Genomic DNA, 16717 nt, shown 5'->3' with positions numbered 1-16717 from the left:
CCCACGGCGCCCAGCGACGACAACGTGGGGCGGCCACAAAGAACACCCACGGCGCCCAGCGACAACGACGTGGGGCGGCCACAAAGAACACCCACGGCGCCCAGCGACAACGACGTGGGGCGGCCACAAAGAACACCCCACCGCCGGCACGGCGCGCAACCACCGACGAACCGGGCCCGGCGGAACACGAACCGCAGAGAAACCCCAACGTGGGGGGCGCCTCAAACCGCAGGCCGCACATGCACGATGTCCCCCGCCCCCACCGCCTCCCGGCCGCCCCCCGCAAGGGCCAGGACGAGGCGGCCGTCGGCGTCGAGGGCGACGGCCTCGCCCTCCAGGAACCGGTCGCCGGGGAGTTCCGCGCGCACCGAGCGGCCCAGCGTCGCGCAGCCCGCCGCGTACGCCTCCTGGAGGCGGCTCGCCGCGGGGTCGCCGGCGGCGGCCTGCCACTCGCCGTACCAGTGCTCCAGGGAGCGCAGCACGGCGCGGAGCAGCGGGTCCCGGTCGGTGGTGCGGGCGCCGGCGAGGGCGAGGGAGCCGGCGGTGGGGACGGGGAGTTCGCCGGCGGTGAGCGAGACGTTGAGGCCGATGCCGAGGACGACGCCGTCGGCGGCGCGTTCGGCGAGGATGCCGCCGGCCTTGCGTTCCGCGCCGTCCACGGTGACCAGCAGGTCGTTGGGCCATTTCAGGGCGGTGTCGACGCCGGCGGTGCGGGCGAGCGCGGTGGCGGTGGCGACGCCGGCCAGGAGGGGCAGCCAGCCCCAGCGGTCGGCCGGGACGGTGGGCGTGAGGTAGACGGAGAAGAAGAGCCCCGAGCGGGGCGGCGCCGACCAGCGGCGGTCCAGCCGGCCCCGGGCGGCGGACTGCTCCTCGGCGACGAGCACGGTGCCCTCCCGCAGGGTGCCCGCCGCGGCCCGGGCCACGAGGTCGGTGTTGGTGGACCCGGTGGCGGGGACGACATCCAGGGCGGACCACAGCGAGCCGGGCCGGACCAGCGCCCGGCGCAGCGCGGCGGCGCTGAGCGGCGGGCGGCCCAGATCGCTCCAGCGGCCGGCGTCTTTGTCCCGGTTTTCCGGTGGTTGAGGCGTCATGGCCCCAGCCTAGGTGTGGTCAACGACGCACTGCCGCAGAGCAGTCCCGCCGATACGCTACGAAGCGGTAGCCACACGCGTACCCCCCTTTCGTACGAGTGCCAGTCCAGGACGAGCAGGAGCCGCATCCCGATGTCCGAACCGGAAGCAAACATCCACACCACCGCGGGGAAATTGGCGGATCTTCAGCGGCGGGTCGAGGAGGCCACGCATGCCGGCTCCGCCCGCGCGGTGGAAAAGCAGCACGCCAAGGGGAAGTTGACGGCGCGTGAGCGCATCGACCTCCTGCTCGACGAGGGCTCGTTCGTCGAGCTGGACGAGTTCGCGCGGCATCGGTCGACGAATTTCGGGATCGAGCAGAACCGTCCCTACGGCGACGGGGTCGTCACGGGTTACGGAACGGTCGACGGGCGGCCGGTCTGCGTGTATTCGCAGGACTTCACGATCTTCGGCGGTTCGCTCGGCGAGGTCTACGGCGAGAAGATCGTCAAGGTGATGGACTTCGCGCTGAAGAACGGCTGTCCGGTCATCGGGATCAATGACGGCGGCGGCGCCCGGATTCAGGAGGGGGTGGCCGCGCTCGGGCTGTTCGCGGAGATTTTCCGGCGGAATGTGCACGCCTCGGGTGTGGTGCCGCAGATTTCCCTGATCGTGGGGCCGTGCGCGGGCGGCGCGGTGTATTCGCCGGCCATCACGGACTTCACGGTGATGGTCGACCAGACGTCGCACATGTTCATCACCGGACCGGACGTCATCAAGACCGTCACCGGTGAGGACGTCGGTTTCGAGGAGCTGGGCGGGGCCCGGACGCACAACACCACCTCGGGCGTGGCGCACCACATGGCGGGTGACGAGAAGGACGCCATCGAGTACGTGAAGGGGCTGCTGTCCTACCTGCCGTCCAACAACCTCTCCGACCCGCCGGCGTTCCCGGAGGACGCGGACCTGGCGGTCTCGGACGCGGACCGCGAGCTGGACACCCTGATCCCGGACTCGGCGAACCAGCCGTACGACATGCACACGGCGATCGAGCACGTGCTGGACGACGGGGAATTCCTGGAGACCCAGGCGCTGTTCGCCCCGAACATCCTCACCGGCTTCGGGCGGGTCGAGGGCCATTCGGTCGGCGTGGTGGCCAACCAGCCGCTACAGTTCGCCGGCTGCCTGGACATCAACGCGAGCGAGAAGGCCGCGCGGTTCGTGCGGACCTGCGACGCGTTCAACATCCCGGTGCTGACGTTCGTGGACGTGCCGGGCTTCCTGCCGGGCACGGACCAGGAGTACGACGGCATCATCCGGCGCGGCGCCAAGCTGATCTACGCCTACGCGGAGGCGACCGTTCCGCTGATCACCGTGATCACCCGGAAGGCGTTCGGCGGCGCGTACGACGTCATGGGGTCCAAGCACCTGGGCGCGGACCTGAACCTCGCGTGGCCGACCGCGCAGATCGCGGTGATGGGCGCGCAGGGCGCGGTGAACATCCTGCACCGGCGGACGCTGGCCGCCATCGAGGACCCCGCGACCCAGGAGGCGCGCCGGCAGGAGCTGATCCAGGAGTACGAGGACGCCCTGCTGAACCCCTACGTCGCGGCCGAGCGGGGGTACGTCGACGCGGTGATCATGCCGTCCGAGACCCGCCGCCACATCGTCCGGGGGCTGCGTACGCTGCGCAACAAGCGCGAGGCGCTGCCGCCGAAGAAGCACGGCAACATCCCGCTCTGACGGGCCGGCTGGCGCCCCCGTCGCAGTCCCCGCCACAGGAGGTCGGTTGACGATGATCAAGGTCGTACGGGGCAATCCCACCCCCGAGGAGCTGGCCGCCGCCCTCGCGGTGGTCAAGGCCCGGGCCGCGGCGGTGGCCGCGGGCAGCGCGCCCGAGGCCGCCGGGCGCGGCGGCGAATGGGCGGATCCGGCGGCGACGGTGCCGGCCCGCTCGCGGCTGCCGCACCCGGGGCCGCGGGCCTGGCGGACCAGCTTCTGGCCGCGGTGACCTGGCCGGATCCGGTCGGTGCATAGTGCACGGACTAGCCCTTCGCGCCGCGGCGCCTGAGTACGCGTACTCAGGCGCCGCCGCCGTACGGGGCGGGAGGATCGAGGTCATGCTGTGGTCAGATCCGCCCGATGAGCCGCCCGAGGAGCTGCGCGAGGTGCAGGCGAAGCTCCGCCGGATGGGTTACGTGCTCGCCACAGCGATCATGGTGGGGACGCTGGTGCTCCTGGTGCGATGACGCGGCGACGGGGCCCGCGGTTCCCCGGGCTTTCCGTGGGACGAATGGGACTTCCGGCACACCTGCGTCACTCCCCGCAACCGCGGCGGCGGGCCGTGCATCTTTCTCTCCTGACAGCGCAATTCGGACAGGCGGCCGCCGGGTGAACCGGCCGGCCGCCGCCGGGCGGAGGGAAGACCATGAACAGGCCGCTCAGACGCATAGCCGTCTTCTGCGGGGTGCTGGTGCTGGCCCTGCTGGTCCGGGTGACCTGGGTGCAGTTCGTACAGGCCGACCAGCTGGCGAACGACGACCACAACCGGCGGGTCAAGATCGAGGCGTACTCGTACCCGCTCGGCAACATCATCGTGGGCGGCAAGCCCATCACCGGGTCGGTGGAGACCAGCGGCGACTTCCGGTACAAGCGGACGTACACCGACGGCGCGATGTACGCCCCGGTCACCGGCTACGCCCGCCAGGCGGCGGGCGAGACCATGCTGGAGGGCGTCTACAAGAAGGTGCTCAACGGGAAGGACGACCGGCTGTTCTTCAACCGGGCGCGCGGGATGCTGACCGGCGAGAAGCCGCGCGGCGGCGACGTCCTCACCACGATCAGCGAGAAGGCCCAGAAGGCGGCCTACAAGGGGCTGACCGACCTGCACGCGACCGGCGCGGTGGTCGCACTGGACCCGCGCAGCGGCAAGGTCCTGGCGCTGGCCAGCACGCCGTCCTACGACCCGTCGGTCTTCGCCGGGCTGTCCGGCTCGGAGGGCGAGAAGTACCTGGCGCTGGACCGGGACAAGGCCAAGCCGATGAACAACCGGGCGCTGCGGGAGATCTACCCGCCCGGCTCGACCTTCAAGGTCCTCACCGCGGCGGCGGCGCTGGAGCACGGCCTGGTCACCGACATCAACGCCTCCTCCGGCGCACCCGCCCCGTACACCCTGCCGCAGACCCGCACCCAGGTCGGCAACGACGTGGCGGGGGCGCCCTGCGACAAGGCGTCGCTGAAGACCGGTATGCAGTGGTCCTGCAACAACGTCTTCCTGGACGCCGCGCACAAACTCGGCACCGGGAAAATGCGGGAGACCGCGGAGAAATTCGGTTTCAACGAGGAGCACTTCATCCCGGTCCGGAGCGCGGTGAGCGGATATCCGGGCAAGCTCGACCAGCCGCAGACCGCGCTGACCGGTATGGGCCAGGGCAGTCTGACCAGTACGCCGCTCCAGATGGCGATGGTGGCGGCCGGTATCGCCAACAACGGCAAGGTGATGAAGCCGTACCTGGTCGAGGAGTTGCGCGGGCCGGACCTGTCCACGATCGAGAAGGTCGACCCGCAGCCGCTGCACCCCGACGCGCCGCAGGCGGTTTCCGAGAGCACCGCGAAGAAGGTGCAGGAAATGATGGAGTACACCGTTTCGGACGGCACCGCCTCGAAGGCGAAGATCGACGGCGTGACGGTCGGCGGCAAAACCGGTACGGCCCAGCACGGCGCGAATGTGAACGATGAGCGGCCGTATGCCTGGTTCGTCTCCTACGCCAAGCTGCCGGACGGGAGTTCGCCGGTGGCGGTGGCGGTGTTCGTGGACCCGAAGGACATGGATATCCCGCGTTCGGAGATCGCCGGCGGAAAGCTGGGCGGCCCGATCGCGAAGTCGGTGATGCAGGCCGTGCTGAACGTTTCCGGATAACACCGGATACCGGAAAGGAGCGGGCCGGACGGCCGGGAAAAAGAGGACATGATCTCCCTTGGAACCGGCGTCCGGCCCGCTTTTCCACAACACCCTGGGGCCGGCGCTCGGCGCGCTGCTGGGACGGGCGGTGCTGCGGGCGGTCCGGGCCCGCTCCCGGACCCCGGTCCGCTGATCGCCCCCGCCTCCGTACGATGGCGGGCATGACCGAAGCGCCCCGTCCCCGCCGTCTCGTCCTCGCCTCCCAGTCCCCGGCCCGGCTCGGCCTGCTGCGCCAGGCCGGGCTGGCGCCCGAGGTGGTGGTCAGCGGGGTCGACGAGGACGCGCTGACCGCCGCCACCCCCGAGGAGCTGGCCCGCGTGCTGGCCGAGGCGAAGGCCGCCGCGGTCGCCGCCCGCCCGGAGGCCGCGGGCGCGCTGGTCATCGGCTGCGATTCGGTGCTGGAGCTGGACGGGCGGGCGCTCGGCAAGCCGGCCGACGCCGAGGACGCCACCGCCCGCTGGAAGTCGATGCGCGGCCGCTCCGGGGTCCTGCGCACCGGGCACTGCGTGGTCGACACCGCCACCGGCCGCCAGGTCTCGGCGACCGCGTCCACCACGGTCCGCTTCGGCGAGCCCTCCGACGCCGAGATCGCCGCGTACGTCGCCAGCGGCGAGCCGCTGCACGTCGCGGGCGCCTTCACCCTGGACGGCCGCTCGGCCCCGTTCATCGACGGCATCGACGGCGACCCCGGCAATGTCATCGGCCTCTCCCTGCCGCTGCTGCGGCGGCTGCTGGCCGACCTGGACGTGGCGATCACCGAGCTGTGGGCCTGAGGGCGGCCGGGCGGGCACCGCGCCGGGCGGCTCAGGGGACGCCCGGCATGCCCGGCGCGTCGGTGTCCGCGGTGACCACACCGGGCGGGTAGCCGCTCCCGTCAGCTGCCGGCCTCACCGGCATGCCGGTGAGGCCGACCGGCCGGTGCCCGGCCCGCGTTCCCCCGCCCGGGCGGCGAGGTGGTCGCGCGTCGCACGGGATACCCGGAGCCTCGTCGAGGCCATGGCGCCACCGGAGGGCGACCCCGCGCCCCTCAGAACACCGGCAGCGCCCACAGGGTGCTGTCGTTGAGCACGAAGACGCGGTTGCCGTCGGCGGAGAGCCACTGGCGGCGGCGCGAGGCGGGGAGCCGGTAGCGCCAGACCACCATGCCGCTGTCCTTGTCCACGGTCGACACCTCGGCCCGGCCGGCCACCGCGGAGATCGTCCAGATGCCGCCGCCCTGGACGACGACCGGGGTGGTGAACCCGGCGTCACTGCGGATCTGGAAGACCTCCTTGCCGTCGGACGGCCGGCGCTTCAGCGGGAGGGTGGGGTCCGGCGGGTCGGCGAACCGCGGCGAGTACAGGGCCGCGTAGACCGCGTCCGGATAGGCGGTGACGACGCCGTACGGCCCCTGCTCGCCCCACGGGTCCTTCTCCCGGAACGTCCACAGCGGCGTGCCGTCGGTGATCCGGCGGGCGGTCAGCGTGCGGCCGCCGAAGTGGACGGTGGTGCCGCACAGCGCGGGGCGGACGTAGCCGTCGGACTGGTTCCGGATGTCCCAGACCCGGCGGCCGGTGGCGGTGTCCACGGCCAGGACGTGGCCGTCGAGGGTGCCCAGCACCAGCCGCCCGGCGGCGGTGACGCCGGGCGCAGCGGGCTTGGCGCGGAACGGCGGGTCGAGCGGCGCGGTCCAGCGGATCCGCGCGTCGGACCGGCTCACCGCGCGCAGCCGGTGGTCCTTGGTCAGGACGTAGACGGTGTGCGCGTCGGCGGCCAGCAGCGCCTCCGCCTCGGCGGGCGCGGTCCAGCGCGGCTCGCCGGTGGAGGCGACGAAGGTGCGCAGCGTGCCCCGGGTGTCGACGGCGGCGATCAGCCGGTCGGAGAGCGAGAGGTAGCGGCCGGCGGCGCGGAGGCCGGGCACCGCCCAGCGGCGTGTGCCGTCGACGACGTTGTGCGCCGCGATGCCGCCGCCCCGGGCGCCGACGATCAGGACGTCGCGGACCGGCAGCGGGGCCGGGGTGTCGTCGGTGAGGACGTCCAGCGGGCCCCACAGGGGCGTGGGCGAGCCGCCGACGAGGAAGTCGCCGTCATCCGCCGACAGCGGGTGGGCCTTCGGGGTCGGCACGGCCGGCGGGAAGGCGAACAGGTCGGTCTTCCCGGCCGGCGGCCGGGCCCGCGGCCACCACAGGGCGGCCGCGCCGCCGCCCGCGGCGAGCACCGCCCCGCCGGCTGCGGCGCCGAGCAGCAGCCGGCGCCGGGCCACCGGCCGGGCGGCGTCCGCGGCCTCGGGCGGCGCGGCCAGCTCGCGGATCCCGCGCTCCCGCTCGGTGATCTCCCGGGCGAGCGGGCCGCGGCGCCAGGCCCGGTCGGCGCCCCGCGGCGGCGCGCAGGCGGCCGCGATCGCCGCCGGGCCGGGGCGGGCCGCGGCGTCCTTGGCGAGCAGCGGTTCGATCAGCGGGCGGAGCGGGGCGGGGACGCCGGACAGGTCCGGTGCGTCGTGCACGGCGGCGTACTGGACCGCGGCGAGGTGGCCGCCGTCGAAGGCGCGCCGGCCGCTCGCCGCGTACACCAGGACGGCGCCCAGCGAGAAGACGTCGGCGGCCGGCGCGACCCGGCGGCCCAGAACCTGCTCGGGCGCGCCGTAGCCGGGGGTGACCGGGACCTGGCCGGTGGCGGTGAGGGTCAGGCCGTGCTCGGGGCGGGCGATGCCGAAGTCGATGACGCGCGGGCCGGACGAGGTCAGCACGATGTTCGGCGGCTTGAGGTCGCGGTGGATCAGCCCGGCGGCGTGGATGGCGGCCAGGGTCCGGGCCAGGGACGCGGCCAGCGCCCGCACCGCGGCCTCGCCGAACGGCCCGTGCGCCGCGACGGCCTGATCGAGCGTCGGCCCGGCGAGGAACTCGGTGGCGATCCACGGGCGCCCGCCCTCGGTCTGCGCACCCAGGACGCGGGCCACACCGTCCCCGGTGACCGCGCGGGCCGCCTGCGCCTCGCGGACGAACCGCCGGGCGAGCTGTGCGTCACCGGCGAGTTCGGGCCGCAGCACCTTGACCGCGGCGACCGTGCCGGCCGCGTCCCGGCCGGCGTAGACCTTGCCCATCCCGCCTTCGCCGACCACACCGAGCAGGCGGTACGGGCCGAGGCGGAGCGGGTCTCCGGTGCCGAGAGGATGCATGGTGCGGGGGCTTTCTGCGGACGGGGCGGGGGCGGGCGGCGGGGTCACCGGAGGGGGAACGCGGCGAGGAAGTGGCCGCCGAGGGCGAGCACCACCCTGCCCTTCTCGTGGGCGGCGAAGCGGTCCGCCGTGGTCCGGTAGGTGTGGGCGGTCAGGTGGGAGGAGAGGCTGACCGCGCGCAGCACGCCCTCGACGGCGCTGTGGACGTAGACGTGGCCGGGGCCGACCACCGGCGGGTCGACGAGCGCGGACTGCCCGGCGTCGCCGCCCTGCTGGGTCCAGCGCAGCGCGCCGGTGGCCGCGTCGAACGCGGCGGCGCCCAGGCCCTGTTCCACGGCGTAGAGCACGCCGTCCTTGAGGGCCGGCGGCCCGTAGGTCTTCCCGCGGCGGGTGGCGGCGGTGTCCCAGGCGAGGGCGCCGTCGCTCAGCCGGACGGCGCGCAGCGGCCCGTTGCCCAGGTAGAGGTGGCGGGCGTCGGCGGCCAGCGTGGGGCGTACCCGGTCGCGGTTGACGGGGGCCGGGCGGTCCCAGGCGAGGGCGCCGGTGCGGGTGTCCCGGGCCTGGGCGCGGATGTCCCCGTCGTTGGTCTCGAAGAGCAGCAGGAGGCGGTCGCCGACGGCCTTGGCGGCCAGGTAGTACAGGCGGGTGGAGCCGACGTACTTCACCTTGGGCGGGCGGTCCGGCAGCGGCTGCCGCCAGCGCACCGTGCCGCGGGCCCGGTCGAGGGCCGCGACGTACCAGGTCTGGCCCTTCTCGAAGTAGATGTCGGTGCTGGGGCCGGTGCAGCCCACCACGTAGAAGGTGTCGGCGGTGGCGGCGAGCAGCTGGTTGAGCCAGGTGACGCCGTTGAAGGCGGCGACTTCGACGACCGGGGCGCCGGACTTGCCGGTGGCGGGGTCGAGTTCGGCGATCCGCAGCGGGGCGTTCGCGCCGGACCGGTTGACGACGAGGAGGCGGAACAGGCGGGTGCCGTCCGTGGCGGTCTGCCAGCTGCCGTGGTCGGGGTCGGTGACCCAGCGGACCCGCCCGCCGGCCGGGTCGAAGCCGGCCAGTCCGGACGAGGCGAAGGCCAGGCCGAGGTCGCCGAGGGCGGCGGGCGGCGCGGGGTTCCCCGGGGTGCCGTCGGTGTCCGGCTCGGCGACCTGCTGCTGCCAGAGCGAGTCCAGCTTCTTCTTGGCCGGCGCGGGGACGGTCGGGCCGGCCTGCGGCTTGCGGTACGGGGCCGGGTCCGGGCCGGGGCCGCCGGAGGAGAGCCAGGCCCACAGTCCGGCACCGGCGCCCGCCAGGCCCAGGGCGGCCCCGGCGCCGGCGGTCAGCAGGCCGCGGCGGGACGGTCCGGTGGCGGGCGGGTCCGGCGGCCCCGGGGGCTGCGTCGGGGCGCCCTCGGGGGCCGGCAGCCGCGGGGGCGCGGGCTGCCAGATCCCGCTCGCCCGGGCGCCGATCAGGGCCAGCAGCGCAGCGGGCAGGTGGTCGGCGAACTCCCCGCCGCCGTCGTGGAGCCGGGCGGCGAGCTCGGCGGTGGCGGGGCGGGCGGCGGGGTCCTTGGCGAGGCAGCGGACCAGGAGCGCGGCGAGCCCGGCCGGGACGCCGGTGAGGTCGGGGTCGGCGTAGCGCACCCGGTAGAGCAGGTCAGCGGGCTGCCCGCCGCCGAACGGGCCGCGCCCGGTGGCGGCGAAGACCAGCACCCCGGCGAGCGCGAACACATCGCCGGCCGGGGTGTGCTCCTGCCCGGACGCCTGCTCCGGCGACATGAAGGCGGGGGTGCCGACCGCCGACCCGGTGCGGGTCAGGCGCTCGTCGCCGAGGGCGCGGGCGATGCCGAAGTCGATGACCTTCGGGCCGTCCGCGGTGACCAGGAGGTTGGACGGTTTGAGGTCGCGGTGGACGACGTCCGAGCGGTGCAGCTGGCCGAGCGCCCCGCACAGCGCGGCACCCAGCGCCCGCACCGCGTCCTCGGGCAGCGGGCCGCACCGCTCCACCGCCTCGTCCAGCGGCGGCCCGAGGACGTACTCGGTGGCCAGCCAGGGCGTGGCGGCGGCCGGGTCGGCGTCGACCACCTGGGCGCCGTACCGCCCGCCGATGACCCGGGCGGCGTCCGCCTCCAGCCGGAACCGGGTCCGGAACTCCGGGTCCCGGGCGATCCGGGCGTGCACCGTCTTGAGCGCGACGGTGCGGCCGCCCGGGGAGCGGGCCAGGTAGACGGTGCCCATACCGCCGCTGCCCAGCCGGGCGATCAGGCGGTACGGGCCGAAGCCGGGCGGGTCGTCGTGGGCGAGCGGTTGGGGCACGGTGGTCAGTCCTGGCGGCGGGGGGCGGCTGTCGGGAGGGTGGCGCCGGCCGGCACCGGGGTGGGCGGCACGGCGGGCGCGGCGGGAGCCGGGCCGGCGGCCGGGCGCCGGGCGGCCGGGACGTCGAGGGCCAGCAGCGCGGCCGACCGGCGGGCCAGCTCCGCGATCACCCGGCCGGGCAGCCAGCCGGGGCCGAGCCCGGCGGCGGCGCGGGCGCCGGACGCGGCGTCCGGTGCGGTCGGGGCGGCCGCGCCCGGTGGCGGAGCCGCGGCGGCCGGGGCGAGCGCGTCGAGGACGTCGGCGGGCTGCGGCCGGGCCCCGGGGTCGCGGGCCAGGCACGCGCCGACCAGCGACCGCAGCCCGGCCGGCAGCTCGTCCTGCTCGGGCACGGTGTGGCCGGTGGCCGCGTACGCCAGGGTGGCGCCCAGCGCGTAGACGTCGCCGGCGGGCTGCGGGGTGCCGCCGGCGGCCTGCTCGGGCGGCAGGCTGCCGGACTCCAGACCGGGCAGTCCGGAGCGCGGGGTGCCGTCGGGCGCGGCGGCCCGGACGGCGCCGAAGCAGGTCAGCCGGGGCCCGTCGGCGGCCAGCAGCACCGCGGCCGGGGCCAGGCCGGCGTGGCTCAGGCCCTGGCCGTGCCCGATGAGCAGCGTCTCGGCGAGCGCCGCGCCCAGCGCCCGGACGGTGCGCTCGGGCAGCGGCCCGCCGTGGGCGGCGAGCGCGGCGGGCAGCGGCAGCACCGGGACGTAGGGGCGGGCGTGCCAGGGCCTCGCGCCGGGTCCGGAGACGTCGGTGGCCGGGGACGCCCACGGGCCGAGCAGGTAGCGGGAGGTCTCCGCCTCGGCCAGGAACCGCCCGGGGTCCGTGCCGGGCAGCGCGGTGCCGAGCAGCACCGTGCGGTCGCCGTCCGGGGTGCGGGCCACGTAGCGGCGCTCGGGTACGGGGACGGGGGAGGCCGGGTCGTCCAGCCGGGCCAGCACGAGATAGGGGCCGAGCGGGTCGAACTGTTCCGGTCCGTCCGCGGCCATGTCGCGCGCCCCCATGGGCCCCTCCCCCGCTGCTCCCCCTGCCGACACCGCCCGCCGTCCGGCCCGGCGACCGGGCGGCACCGCGGCGAACGGCCCGACGAGCCTACAAGGGCCCCCGGGGCGCCCCGGGGGCCGGTGCCCAACGGGGGCCGCCGGGGCCGGACTTCGGGCCGCCCCGGGGGCGGCGGGGCTCAGGCGGGCGCGCCGCCGGGCGCCGGGTCCTCGACCGGTGCCGCGTCCGGGCGCCCCTCGCCGTACGCCACCAGGGTCAGTACGAGCAGCGCCAGCACCACCATCGCGGCGCCGAACGCCGGCCAGCCGAGCAGCCCGACGGCCAGCGCGCCGAGCACGGCGTGCAGCACCGCGCAGCAGATCAGCGCGATCCGCGCCAGGCGGCCGGGCGCCCGGTCGCGCAGCGCGGCGCGCAGCAGCACCGCGGCGCACAGCAGGAGGAAGAGGGCGCAGACCGCGCCGCCGGCCCAGGCGCCGGCGGTCATCGCGCCCGGCCGCAGCCCGGCCAGAGACATCTGCTGCCGGGCGACCACGATGCTCATGATCCAGTTCAGCAGCAGGAACCCGGCCGCCTCCAGGACCAGGACCAGCGCCACCGCCAGGGCCACCGGTCTGCGTGCCGCCACCACCCGCCCACCCCACTTCCGCCGCCGTCGAGCGCTTCGGGCGCCTCGCGGCCGCCGCCCGCACCGTGTGCCGCTCCGCACCCCCGGCCCCGCCCCGGCGCCGCCACGCGCCGCCGCGAACGAGCTGTTACCAGGAGTACGGAAGGTATCCCGCACGCTACTGCCGGGTAACACTCACGGCAAGGGGTCTGCACCACCGCATCCACCCCTCCTCCGCCATGCCCCGCGCCCCCGCCCCCCGCCGCGCCCACCCGAAAACTTTCACTCGCCCATTCGTAGGGACTCCACAAAGAATTGACGGTTCGCCGGGAGCCCGAAGTTCGAGACCTAGGCCACACCGTGCCGTGAGCCGGAGCCCCGGAATCCGGGCCTACCCTGGGATTCCAACGGACTTCGCTCCCTCGTTCGCGCCGCGTGCACGCTCCGTGTGGGCAAGCTCACCCCTGGGAACGGGTCGGCACGCGGTGTCGCCAGTCCCTAAACTCGCTGCGTTCAGTGTGTTGCGGCGTAGCGCCAAGGAAGGACCCATCGTGCGCAAGGTGCTCATCGCCAACCGTGGCGAAATCGCTGTCCGCGTGGCCCGTGCATGCCGGGACGCCGGGATCGGGAGCGTGGCGGTCTACGCCGACCCCGACCGGGACGCTCTGCACGTCCGTGCGGCGGACGAGGCATACGCCCTGGGCGGTGACACCCCTGCCACCAGTTACCTGGACATCGCCAAGGTCCTCCAGGCCGCCGCCGACTCCGGCGCCGACGCCATCCACCCCGGCTACGGCTTCCTGTCCGAGAACGCCGAATTCGCACAGGCCGTACTGGACGCCGGCCTGACCTGGATCGGCCCCCCGCCGCACGCCATCCGCGACCTGGGCGACAAGGTCGCCGCCCGGCACATCGCCCAGCGCGCCGGCGCCCCCCTGGTGGCCGGCACCTCCGACCCGGTCTCCGGCGCCGACGAGGTCGTCGCCTTCGCCCGGGAACACGGCCTGCCGATCGCCATCAAGGCGGCCTTCGGCGGCGGCGGCCGCGGCCTGAAGGTCGCCCGCACCCTCGAAGAGGTCCCCGAGCTGTACGACTCCGCCGTCCGCGAGGCGGTCGCCGCCTTCGGCCGCGGCGAATGCTTCGTCGAGCGCTACCTCGACCGCCCCCGGCACGTCGAAACCCAGTGCCTGGCCGACAAGCACGGCAACGTCGTGGTCGTCTCCACCCGCGACTGCTCCCTCCAGCGCCGCCACCAGAAGCTCGTCGAGGAGGCCCCCGCCCCCTTCCTCTCCGACGAACAGGTCGCCGAGCTGTACCGGGCCTCGAAGGCGATTTTGCAGGAGGCCGGCTACGAGGGCGCCGGCACCTGCGAGTTCCTCGTCGGCCAGGACGGCACCATCTCCTTCCTGGAGGTCAACACCCGCCTCCAGGTCGAACACCCGGTCACCGAGGAAGTCGCCGGCATCGACCTGGTCCGCGAGATGTTCCGCATCGCCGACGGTGAGGAACTGGGCTACGACGACCCGGTCCTGCGCGGCCACTCCTTCGAGTTCCGCATCAACGGCGAGGACCCGGGCCGGAACTTCCTGCCCGCGCCGGGCACCGTGACCCGCTTCGACGCGCCCAGCGGTCCGGGGGTGCGGCTGGACGCGGGGGTGGAGGCCGGCAGTGTCATCGGCCCGGCCTGGGACTCCCTGCTGGCCAAGCTGATCGTGACCGGCCGCACCCGCAAGGAGGCCCTCCAGCGGGCCGCGCGGGCCCTGGCCGAATTCCAGGTGGAGGGTATGGCCACCGCCATCCCGTTCCACCGCACCGTGGTCACCGACCCCGCCTTCGCCCCCGAACTGACCGGCTCCACCGACCCGTTCACCGTCCACACCCGCTGGATCGAGACCGAGTTCGTCAACGAGATCCCCCCGTTCGCCGCGCCCGGCGCCGAGGAGGCCGAGGCCGACACCCGCGAAACGGTCGTCGTCGAGGTCGGCGGCAAGCGCCTGGAGGTCTCCCTGCCCGCCTCCCTGGGCATGCCGCTGGCCCGCGCCGCGGTCGCCGGAGGCGCCAAGCCCAAGCGCAAGGCCGCCAAGAAGTCCGGCAGCGCCGCCTCCGGCGACACCCTGGCCTCCCCCATGCAGGGCACCATCGTCAAGGTCGCCGTCGAGGAAGGCCAGCAGGTCGCCGAAGGCGAACTGATCGTCGTCCTGGAAGCCATGAAGATGGAACAGCCCATCAACGCCCACCGCGCCGGCACCGTCAAGGGCCTGACCGCCGAAGTCGGCGCCGCCCTCACCTCCGGCGCCGTCATCTGCGAGATCAAGGACTGAACGGCCACCGGCCCGTAAGGGGCGGGTCCCCGGTACGCCGTACCGGGGGCCCGCCCCTTTCCCGTGGTGCCGGCCCGGCCGGCGGCGGTCAGGACGTCGCCGCGACCTCCTCGGGGAAGACCAGCGTCCGGCTCATCCACTGGAGCGCGGCGGGCAGTTCGCGCCGCCAGGTGGCGAAGTTGTGGCTGCCGTGGTCGAGCACGATCGCGTCCGCGGTCATCGGCGGCCGCACCGCGGCCAGGAACGCCTTCGCCGCCGGGTAGTTCTTCTCGCCGCTTCGGCTGGTCCCGATCAGCACGCTGACGTCGGGGACGGGCAGGTGCGCCAGCCGCCACATCAGGTCGTGCTCCGCGCGGCGCCGGCCGCGGTCCTTCCCGTCGCCGAAGAGGTTGCCGGTGGTCGGGTCGTTGGCCACCTTGTAGTCCGGCGAGAGGGCGGCCGCCGCGGTGTACGTGCGGGGGTGGCGCATGGCCAGCTGGAGGGCGCAGCTGCCGCCGGAGGAGTAGCCGAGCACGCCCCAGGCACCCGGGTCGCGGCCCACCCGGTAGTGCGACCGCAGCGCCTCCGGGACGTCCTGTGCGAAGAAGGTCTCGGCCTGCGGTCCGCCGGGCACGTCGACGCACTGGGTGTCGCGCGGCGGGGCCACGGTGGGCCGGAGCATCACGATGACGGTGGGCTGGAGGGTGCCGCCGCGGATCAGCCGGCCGGCCGTCTCCGGGAGCCGCAGGTGCTGGCCCAGCAGGAATATCCCGCCCGGGTAGCCGCTGAGCGCGACGATCACCGGGAAGCGCTGGCGGGCGTACTGCGGCTGGAAGTACTGCGGCGGCAGGTAGACGTAGGCCGGGTCCACCACCTTCGTGCGCTTGCCGACGATCCGCACGGTCTCGACCCGGCCGTTCTTCTCCGGCGGCCCCTTGGGCACGCCGTGCACCTTGTCCAGGCCCTCGGGCCCGGAGGGCTGCACCAGGCCCTTGGACGGGTCGCCGGCGGGCCCGGCGGCGCCCTCACCGCCCCACTTGCCGGCCGCGGCCGGCGCCCCGTCGTAGAGGCCGAGCAGCTCGTGCCAGGAGGCGTAGAACTGGAAGCTGCGGTTCACCGCGAGGCCGAGGACCGCGACGACGGCCAGCTGGGTCCCGGCGATCATGCCGAGCCGCCCGAGCACCGCCCGCGGCCCGCGCCCGGCGAACCGCGGCCAGAGCCAGGCCGTGACCCCCACGCAGGCCAGGGCGAGCACGATCATGGCGTACAGCAGTGGCCGGCTGGTCAGTCCCATGCGTTGTTCCCCAGACTTCCGGACGGCCTCCGGACGTCCCCGGAAGACCTCTTTGCGCCTGGTTTGATGGCCCTTGCCTGGGTGGCGTTGCGGCCTCGCCCATGAGTTCGCCGGCCCGCCGCCCGCGGTACGCCGGCCGGTCACCGGCCGTCCGCCGCGCGGCCACCGCATCCGCGGGGCGGACACCCGGTCCGCGGCCCCCCGCCGCGATGGCATCCTGGACGCATCCGGGCCGGGCCCCGCCGGCACGTCCTCCGCCCGGAGCCGGCGGCCGGGCGTGCGACGAGGGGTCCGGGACCGGAGCGGACCGAGGAAGGACGGGCGATGGCGACCGAGACGGCAGGGCGGCGGGCGGAGCGGTCCGCGGCGGGGCACGCACCGGCGGGGGCGGCCGCGGCGCGCCCCATGCGGGCCGATGCGCGCCGGAACTACGAGCGGCTGCTGGCCGAGGCCCGGACGGCGTTCACCGAACACGGCACGGACACCTCGCTGGAGGACATCGCGCGCCGCGCCGGCGTCGGCATCGGCACCCTCTACCGGCACTTCCCCAACCGCACCGCGCTGATGGGCGCGGTCTTCCAGGGCGAGGTGGAGGCCCTGCTCGGCTACGCCCGGGAGCTGGCCGACGCCCCGCAGCCGTGCACCGCGCTGGTCGACTGGCTGCGCACGCTGATCACCCACGCCAGCACCTACCGGGGCCTGTCCCGGGCCCTGATGACGGCGTCGGCGGACGAGAGTTCGGGGATGGCGCGGTGCAGTGTGCCGCTGGGCGAGGCCGGCGCCGCGCTGCTGGCCCGCGCGCAGCGGGCCGGAGCGGTGCGCCGGGACGTCTCCATCGGCGATCTGATGCAGCTGACCAACGGCATCGCGCTGGCCGCCGAGGAGTCCCCGGACGATCCGCAGCTCGCCGACCGGCTGCTGACGCTGACCCTGCGCGGTCTGAAGGCGGAAGCGGCGGGCACCGCCCGCACCGGGGCCTGAGCCCGCGGCGGGCCGGTGCGGCCCCGG

General features: G+C 75.1%; 13 protein-coding genes. 7 read left to right on the top strand and 6 right to left on the bottom strand.

Going from position 1 to position 16717, the window contains the following annotated elements; translation table 11 throughout:
• Positions 1–221: 221 nt before the first annotated feature.
• Positions 222–1091, bottom strand: a complete 870-nt coding sequence (locus MUU72_RS08225; protein WP_248012463.1) for a biotin--[acetyl-CoA-carboxylase] ligase — start codon at positions 1089–1091, stop codon at positions 222–224.
• A gap of 132 nt (positions 1092–1223) precedes the next feature.
• On the opposite strand from MUU72_RS08225, the gene MUU72_RS08220 reads away from it, so the two are divergent.
• From MUU72_RS08220 to MUU72_RS08205, 5 genes are all read left to right on the top strand, one after another.
• Positions 1224–2813, top strand: coding sequence for an acyl-CoA carboxylase subunit beta (locus MUU72_RS08220; RefSeq protein ID WP_248012462.1), 1590 nt, complete (start codon positions 1224–1226; stop codon positions 2811–2813).
• Positions 2814–2865: 52 nt separating this feature from the next.
• Positions 2866–3081: an acyl-CoA carboxylase epsilon subunit gene (locus tag MUU72_RS08215; protein WP_248012485.1), complete on the top strand. Its 216-nt coding sequence runs from the start codon at positions 2866–2868 to the stop codon at positions 3079–3081.
• Positions 3082–3190: 109 nt separating this feature from the next.
• Positions 3191–3319: a morphogenic membrane protein MmpB gene (gene mmpB, locus MUU72_RS35235; RefSeq protein WP_282503790.1), complete on the top strand. Its 129-nt coding sequence runs from the start codon at positions 3191–3193 to the stop codon at positions 3317–3319.
• A 179-nt stretch (positions 3320–3498) separates the two neighbouring features.
• On the top strand, positions 3499–4989 hold the full coding sequence (locus tag MUU72_RS08210) for a peptidoglycan D,D-transpeptidase FtsI family protein (protein ID WP_248012461.1): 1491 nt from the start codon (positions 3499–3501) through the stop codon (positions 4987–4989).
• Between the two features lie 203 nt (positions 4990–5192).
• Complete coding sequence (locus MUU72_RS08205) at positions 5193–5804, top strand: Maf family protein (RefSeq protein WP_372503029.1); 612 nt, start codon at positions 5193–5195, stop codon at positions 5802–5804.
• A gap of 254 nt (positions 5805–6058) precedes the next feature.
• On the opposite strand, the gene MUU72_RS08200 is transcribed toward MUU72_RS08205, so the two are convergent.
• The 4 genes from MUU72_RS08200 to MUU72_RS08185 all read right to left on the bottom strand — a co-directional run bounded on the left by MUU72_RS08200 (position 6059) and on the right by MUU72_RS08185 (position 12136).
• The gene (locus tag MUU72_RS08200) at positions 6059–8185 is read right to left on the bottom strand and encodes a serine/threonine-protein kinase (RefSeq protein ID WP_248012459.1); all 2127 of its coding nucleotides are present in this window, start codon (positions 8183–8185) and stop codon (positions 6059–6061) included.
• A 44-nt stretch (positions 8186–8229) separates the two neighbouring features.
• A complete protein-coding gene (locus MUU72_RS08195) occupies positions 8230–10473 on the bottom strand; it encodes a protein kinase domain-containing protein (RefSeq protein WP_248012458.1) in 2244 nt (747 codons plus the stop codon).
• 5 nt (positions 10474–10478) lie between these two features.
• Positions 10479–11513: a protein kinase family protein gene (locus MUU72_RS08190; protein ID WP_248012457.1), complete on the bottom strand. Its 1035-nt coding sequence runs from the start codon at positions 11511–11513 to the stop codon at positions 10479–10481.
• Positions 11514–11689: 176 nt separating this feature from the next.
• The gene (locus MUU72_RS08185; protein ID WP_372503028.1) at positions 11690–12136 is read right to left on the bottom strand and encodes a hypothetical protein; all 447 of its coding nucleotides are present in this window, start codon (positions 12134–12136) and stop codon (positions 11690–11692) included.
• A 530-nt stretch (positions 12137–12666) separates the two neighbouring features.
• Between MUU72_RS08185 and MUU72_RS08180 the strand changes: the two genes are divergently transcribed.
• Complete coding sequence (locus tag MUU72_RS08180) at positions 12667–14436, top strand: acetyl/propionyl/methylcrotonyl-CoA carboxylase subunit alpha (protein ID WP_248012455.1); 1770 nt, start codon at positions 12667–12669, stop codon at positions 14434–14436.
• An 88-nt stretch (positions 14437–14524) separates the two neighbouring features.
• Here the strand turns inward: MUU72_RS08180 and MUU72_RS08175 are convergent, their stop codons facing one another.
• Positions 14525–15709: an alpha/beta hydrolase gene (locus MUU72_RS08175; RefSeq protein ID WP_248012454.1), complete on the bottom strand. Its 1185-nt coding sequence runs from the start codon at positions 15707–15709 to the stop codon at positions 14525–14527.
• A 324-nt stretch (positions 15710–16033) separates the two neighbouring features.
• Here MUU72_RS08175 and MUU72_RS08170 point away from each other — a divergent pair, with 324 nt between their 5' ends.
• Positions 16034–16690, top strand: a complete 657-nt coding sequence (locus tag MUU72_RS08170; RefSeq protein WP_372503027.1) for a TetR/AcrR family transcriptional regulator — start codon at positions 16034–16036, stop codon at positions 16688–16690.
• The last annotated feature ends 27 nt before the right edge of the window (positions 16691–16717 follow it).

Origin of the sequence: Streptomyces rhizoryzae, assembly GCF_023155275.1 — a bacterium.
Classification (GTDB): Bacteria; Actinomycetota; Actinomycetes; order Streptomycetales; family Streptomycetaceae; genus Streptomyces; species Streptomyces rhizoryzae.
Note: the sequence above shows the minus strand (reverse complement) of the source record. Positions and strands in the feature narration are given on the sequence as shown.

What these genes read in the sequence shown, in the direction of transcription:
- MUU72_RS08190 (WP_248012457.1), bottom strand. Translation starts at nt 11,513, where the DNA reads ATGGGGGCGCGCGACATGGCCGCGGACGGACCGGAACAGTTCGACCCG.
- MUU72_RS08205 (WP_372503029.1), top strand. Translation starts at nt 5,193, where the DNA reads ATGACCGAAGCGCCCCGTCCCCGCCGTCTCGTCCTCGCCTCCCAGTCC.
- MUU72_RS08210 (WP_248012461.1), top strand. Translation starts at nt 3,499, where the DNA reads ATGAACAGGCCGCTCAGACGCATAGCCGTCTTCTGCGGGGTGCTGGTG.
- MUU72_RS08215 (WP_248012485.1), top strand. Translation starts at nt 2,866, where the DNA reads ATGATCAAGGTCGTACGGGGCAATCCCACCCCCGAGGAGCTGGCCGCC.
- MUU72_RS08170 (WP_372503027.1), top strand. Translation starts at nt 16,034, where the DNA reads ATGGCGACCGAGACGGCAGGGCGGCGGGCGGAGCGGTCCGCGGCGGGG.
- mmpB (WP_282503790.1), top strand. Translation starts at nt 3,191, where the DNA reads ATGCTGTGGTCAGATCCGCCCGATGAGCCGCCCGAGGAGCTGCGCGAG.
- MUU72_RS08200 (WP_248012459.1), bottom strand. Translation starts at nt 8,185, where the DNA reads ATGCATCCTCTCGGCACCGGAGACCCGCTCCGCCTCGGCCCGTACCGC.
- MUU72_RS08175 (WP_248012454.1), bottom strand. Translation starts at nt 15,709, where the DNA reads ATGGGACTGACCAGCCGGCCACTGCTGTACGCCATGATCGTGCTCGCC.
- MUU72_RS08225 (WP_248012463.1), bottom strand. Translation starts at nt 1,091, where the DNA reads ATGACGCCTCAACCACCGGAAAACCGGGACAAAGACGCCGGCCGCTGG.
- MUU72_RS08220 (WP_248012462.1), top strand. Translation starts at nt 1,224, where the DNA reads ATGTCCGAACCGGAAGCAAACATCCACACCACCGCGGGGAAATTGGCG.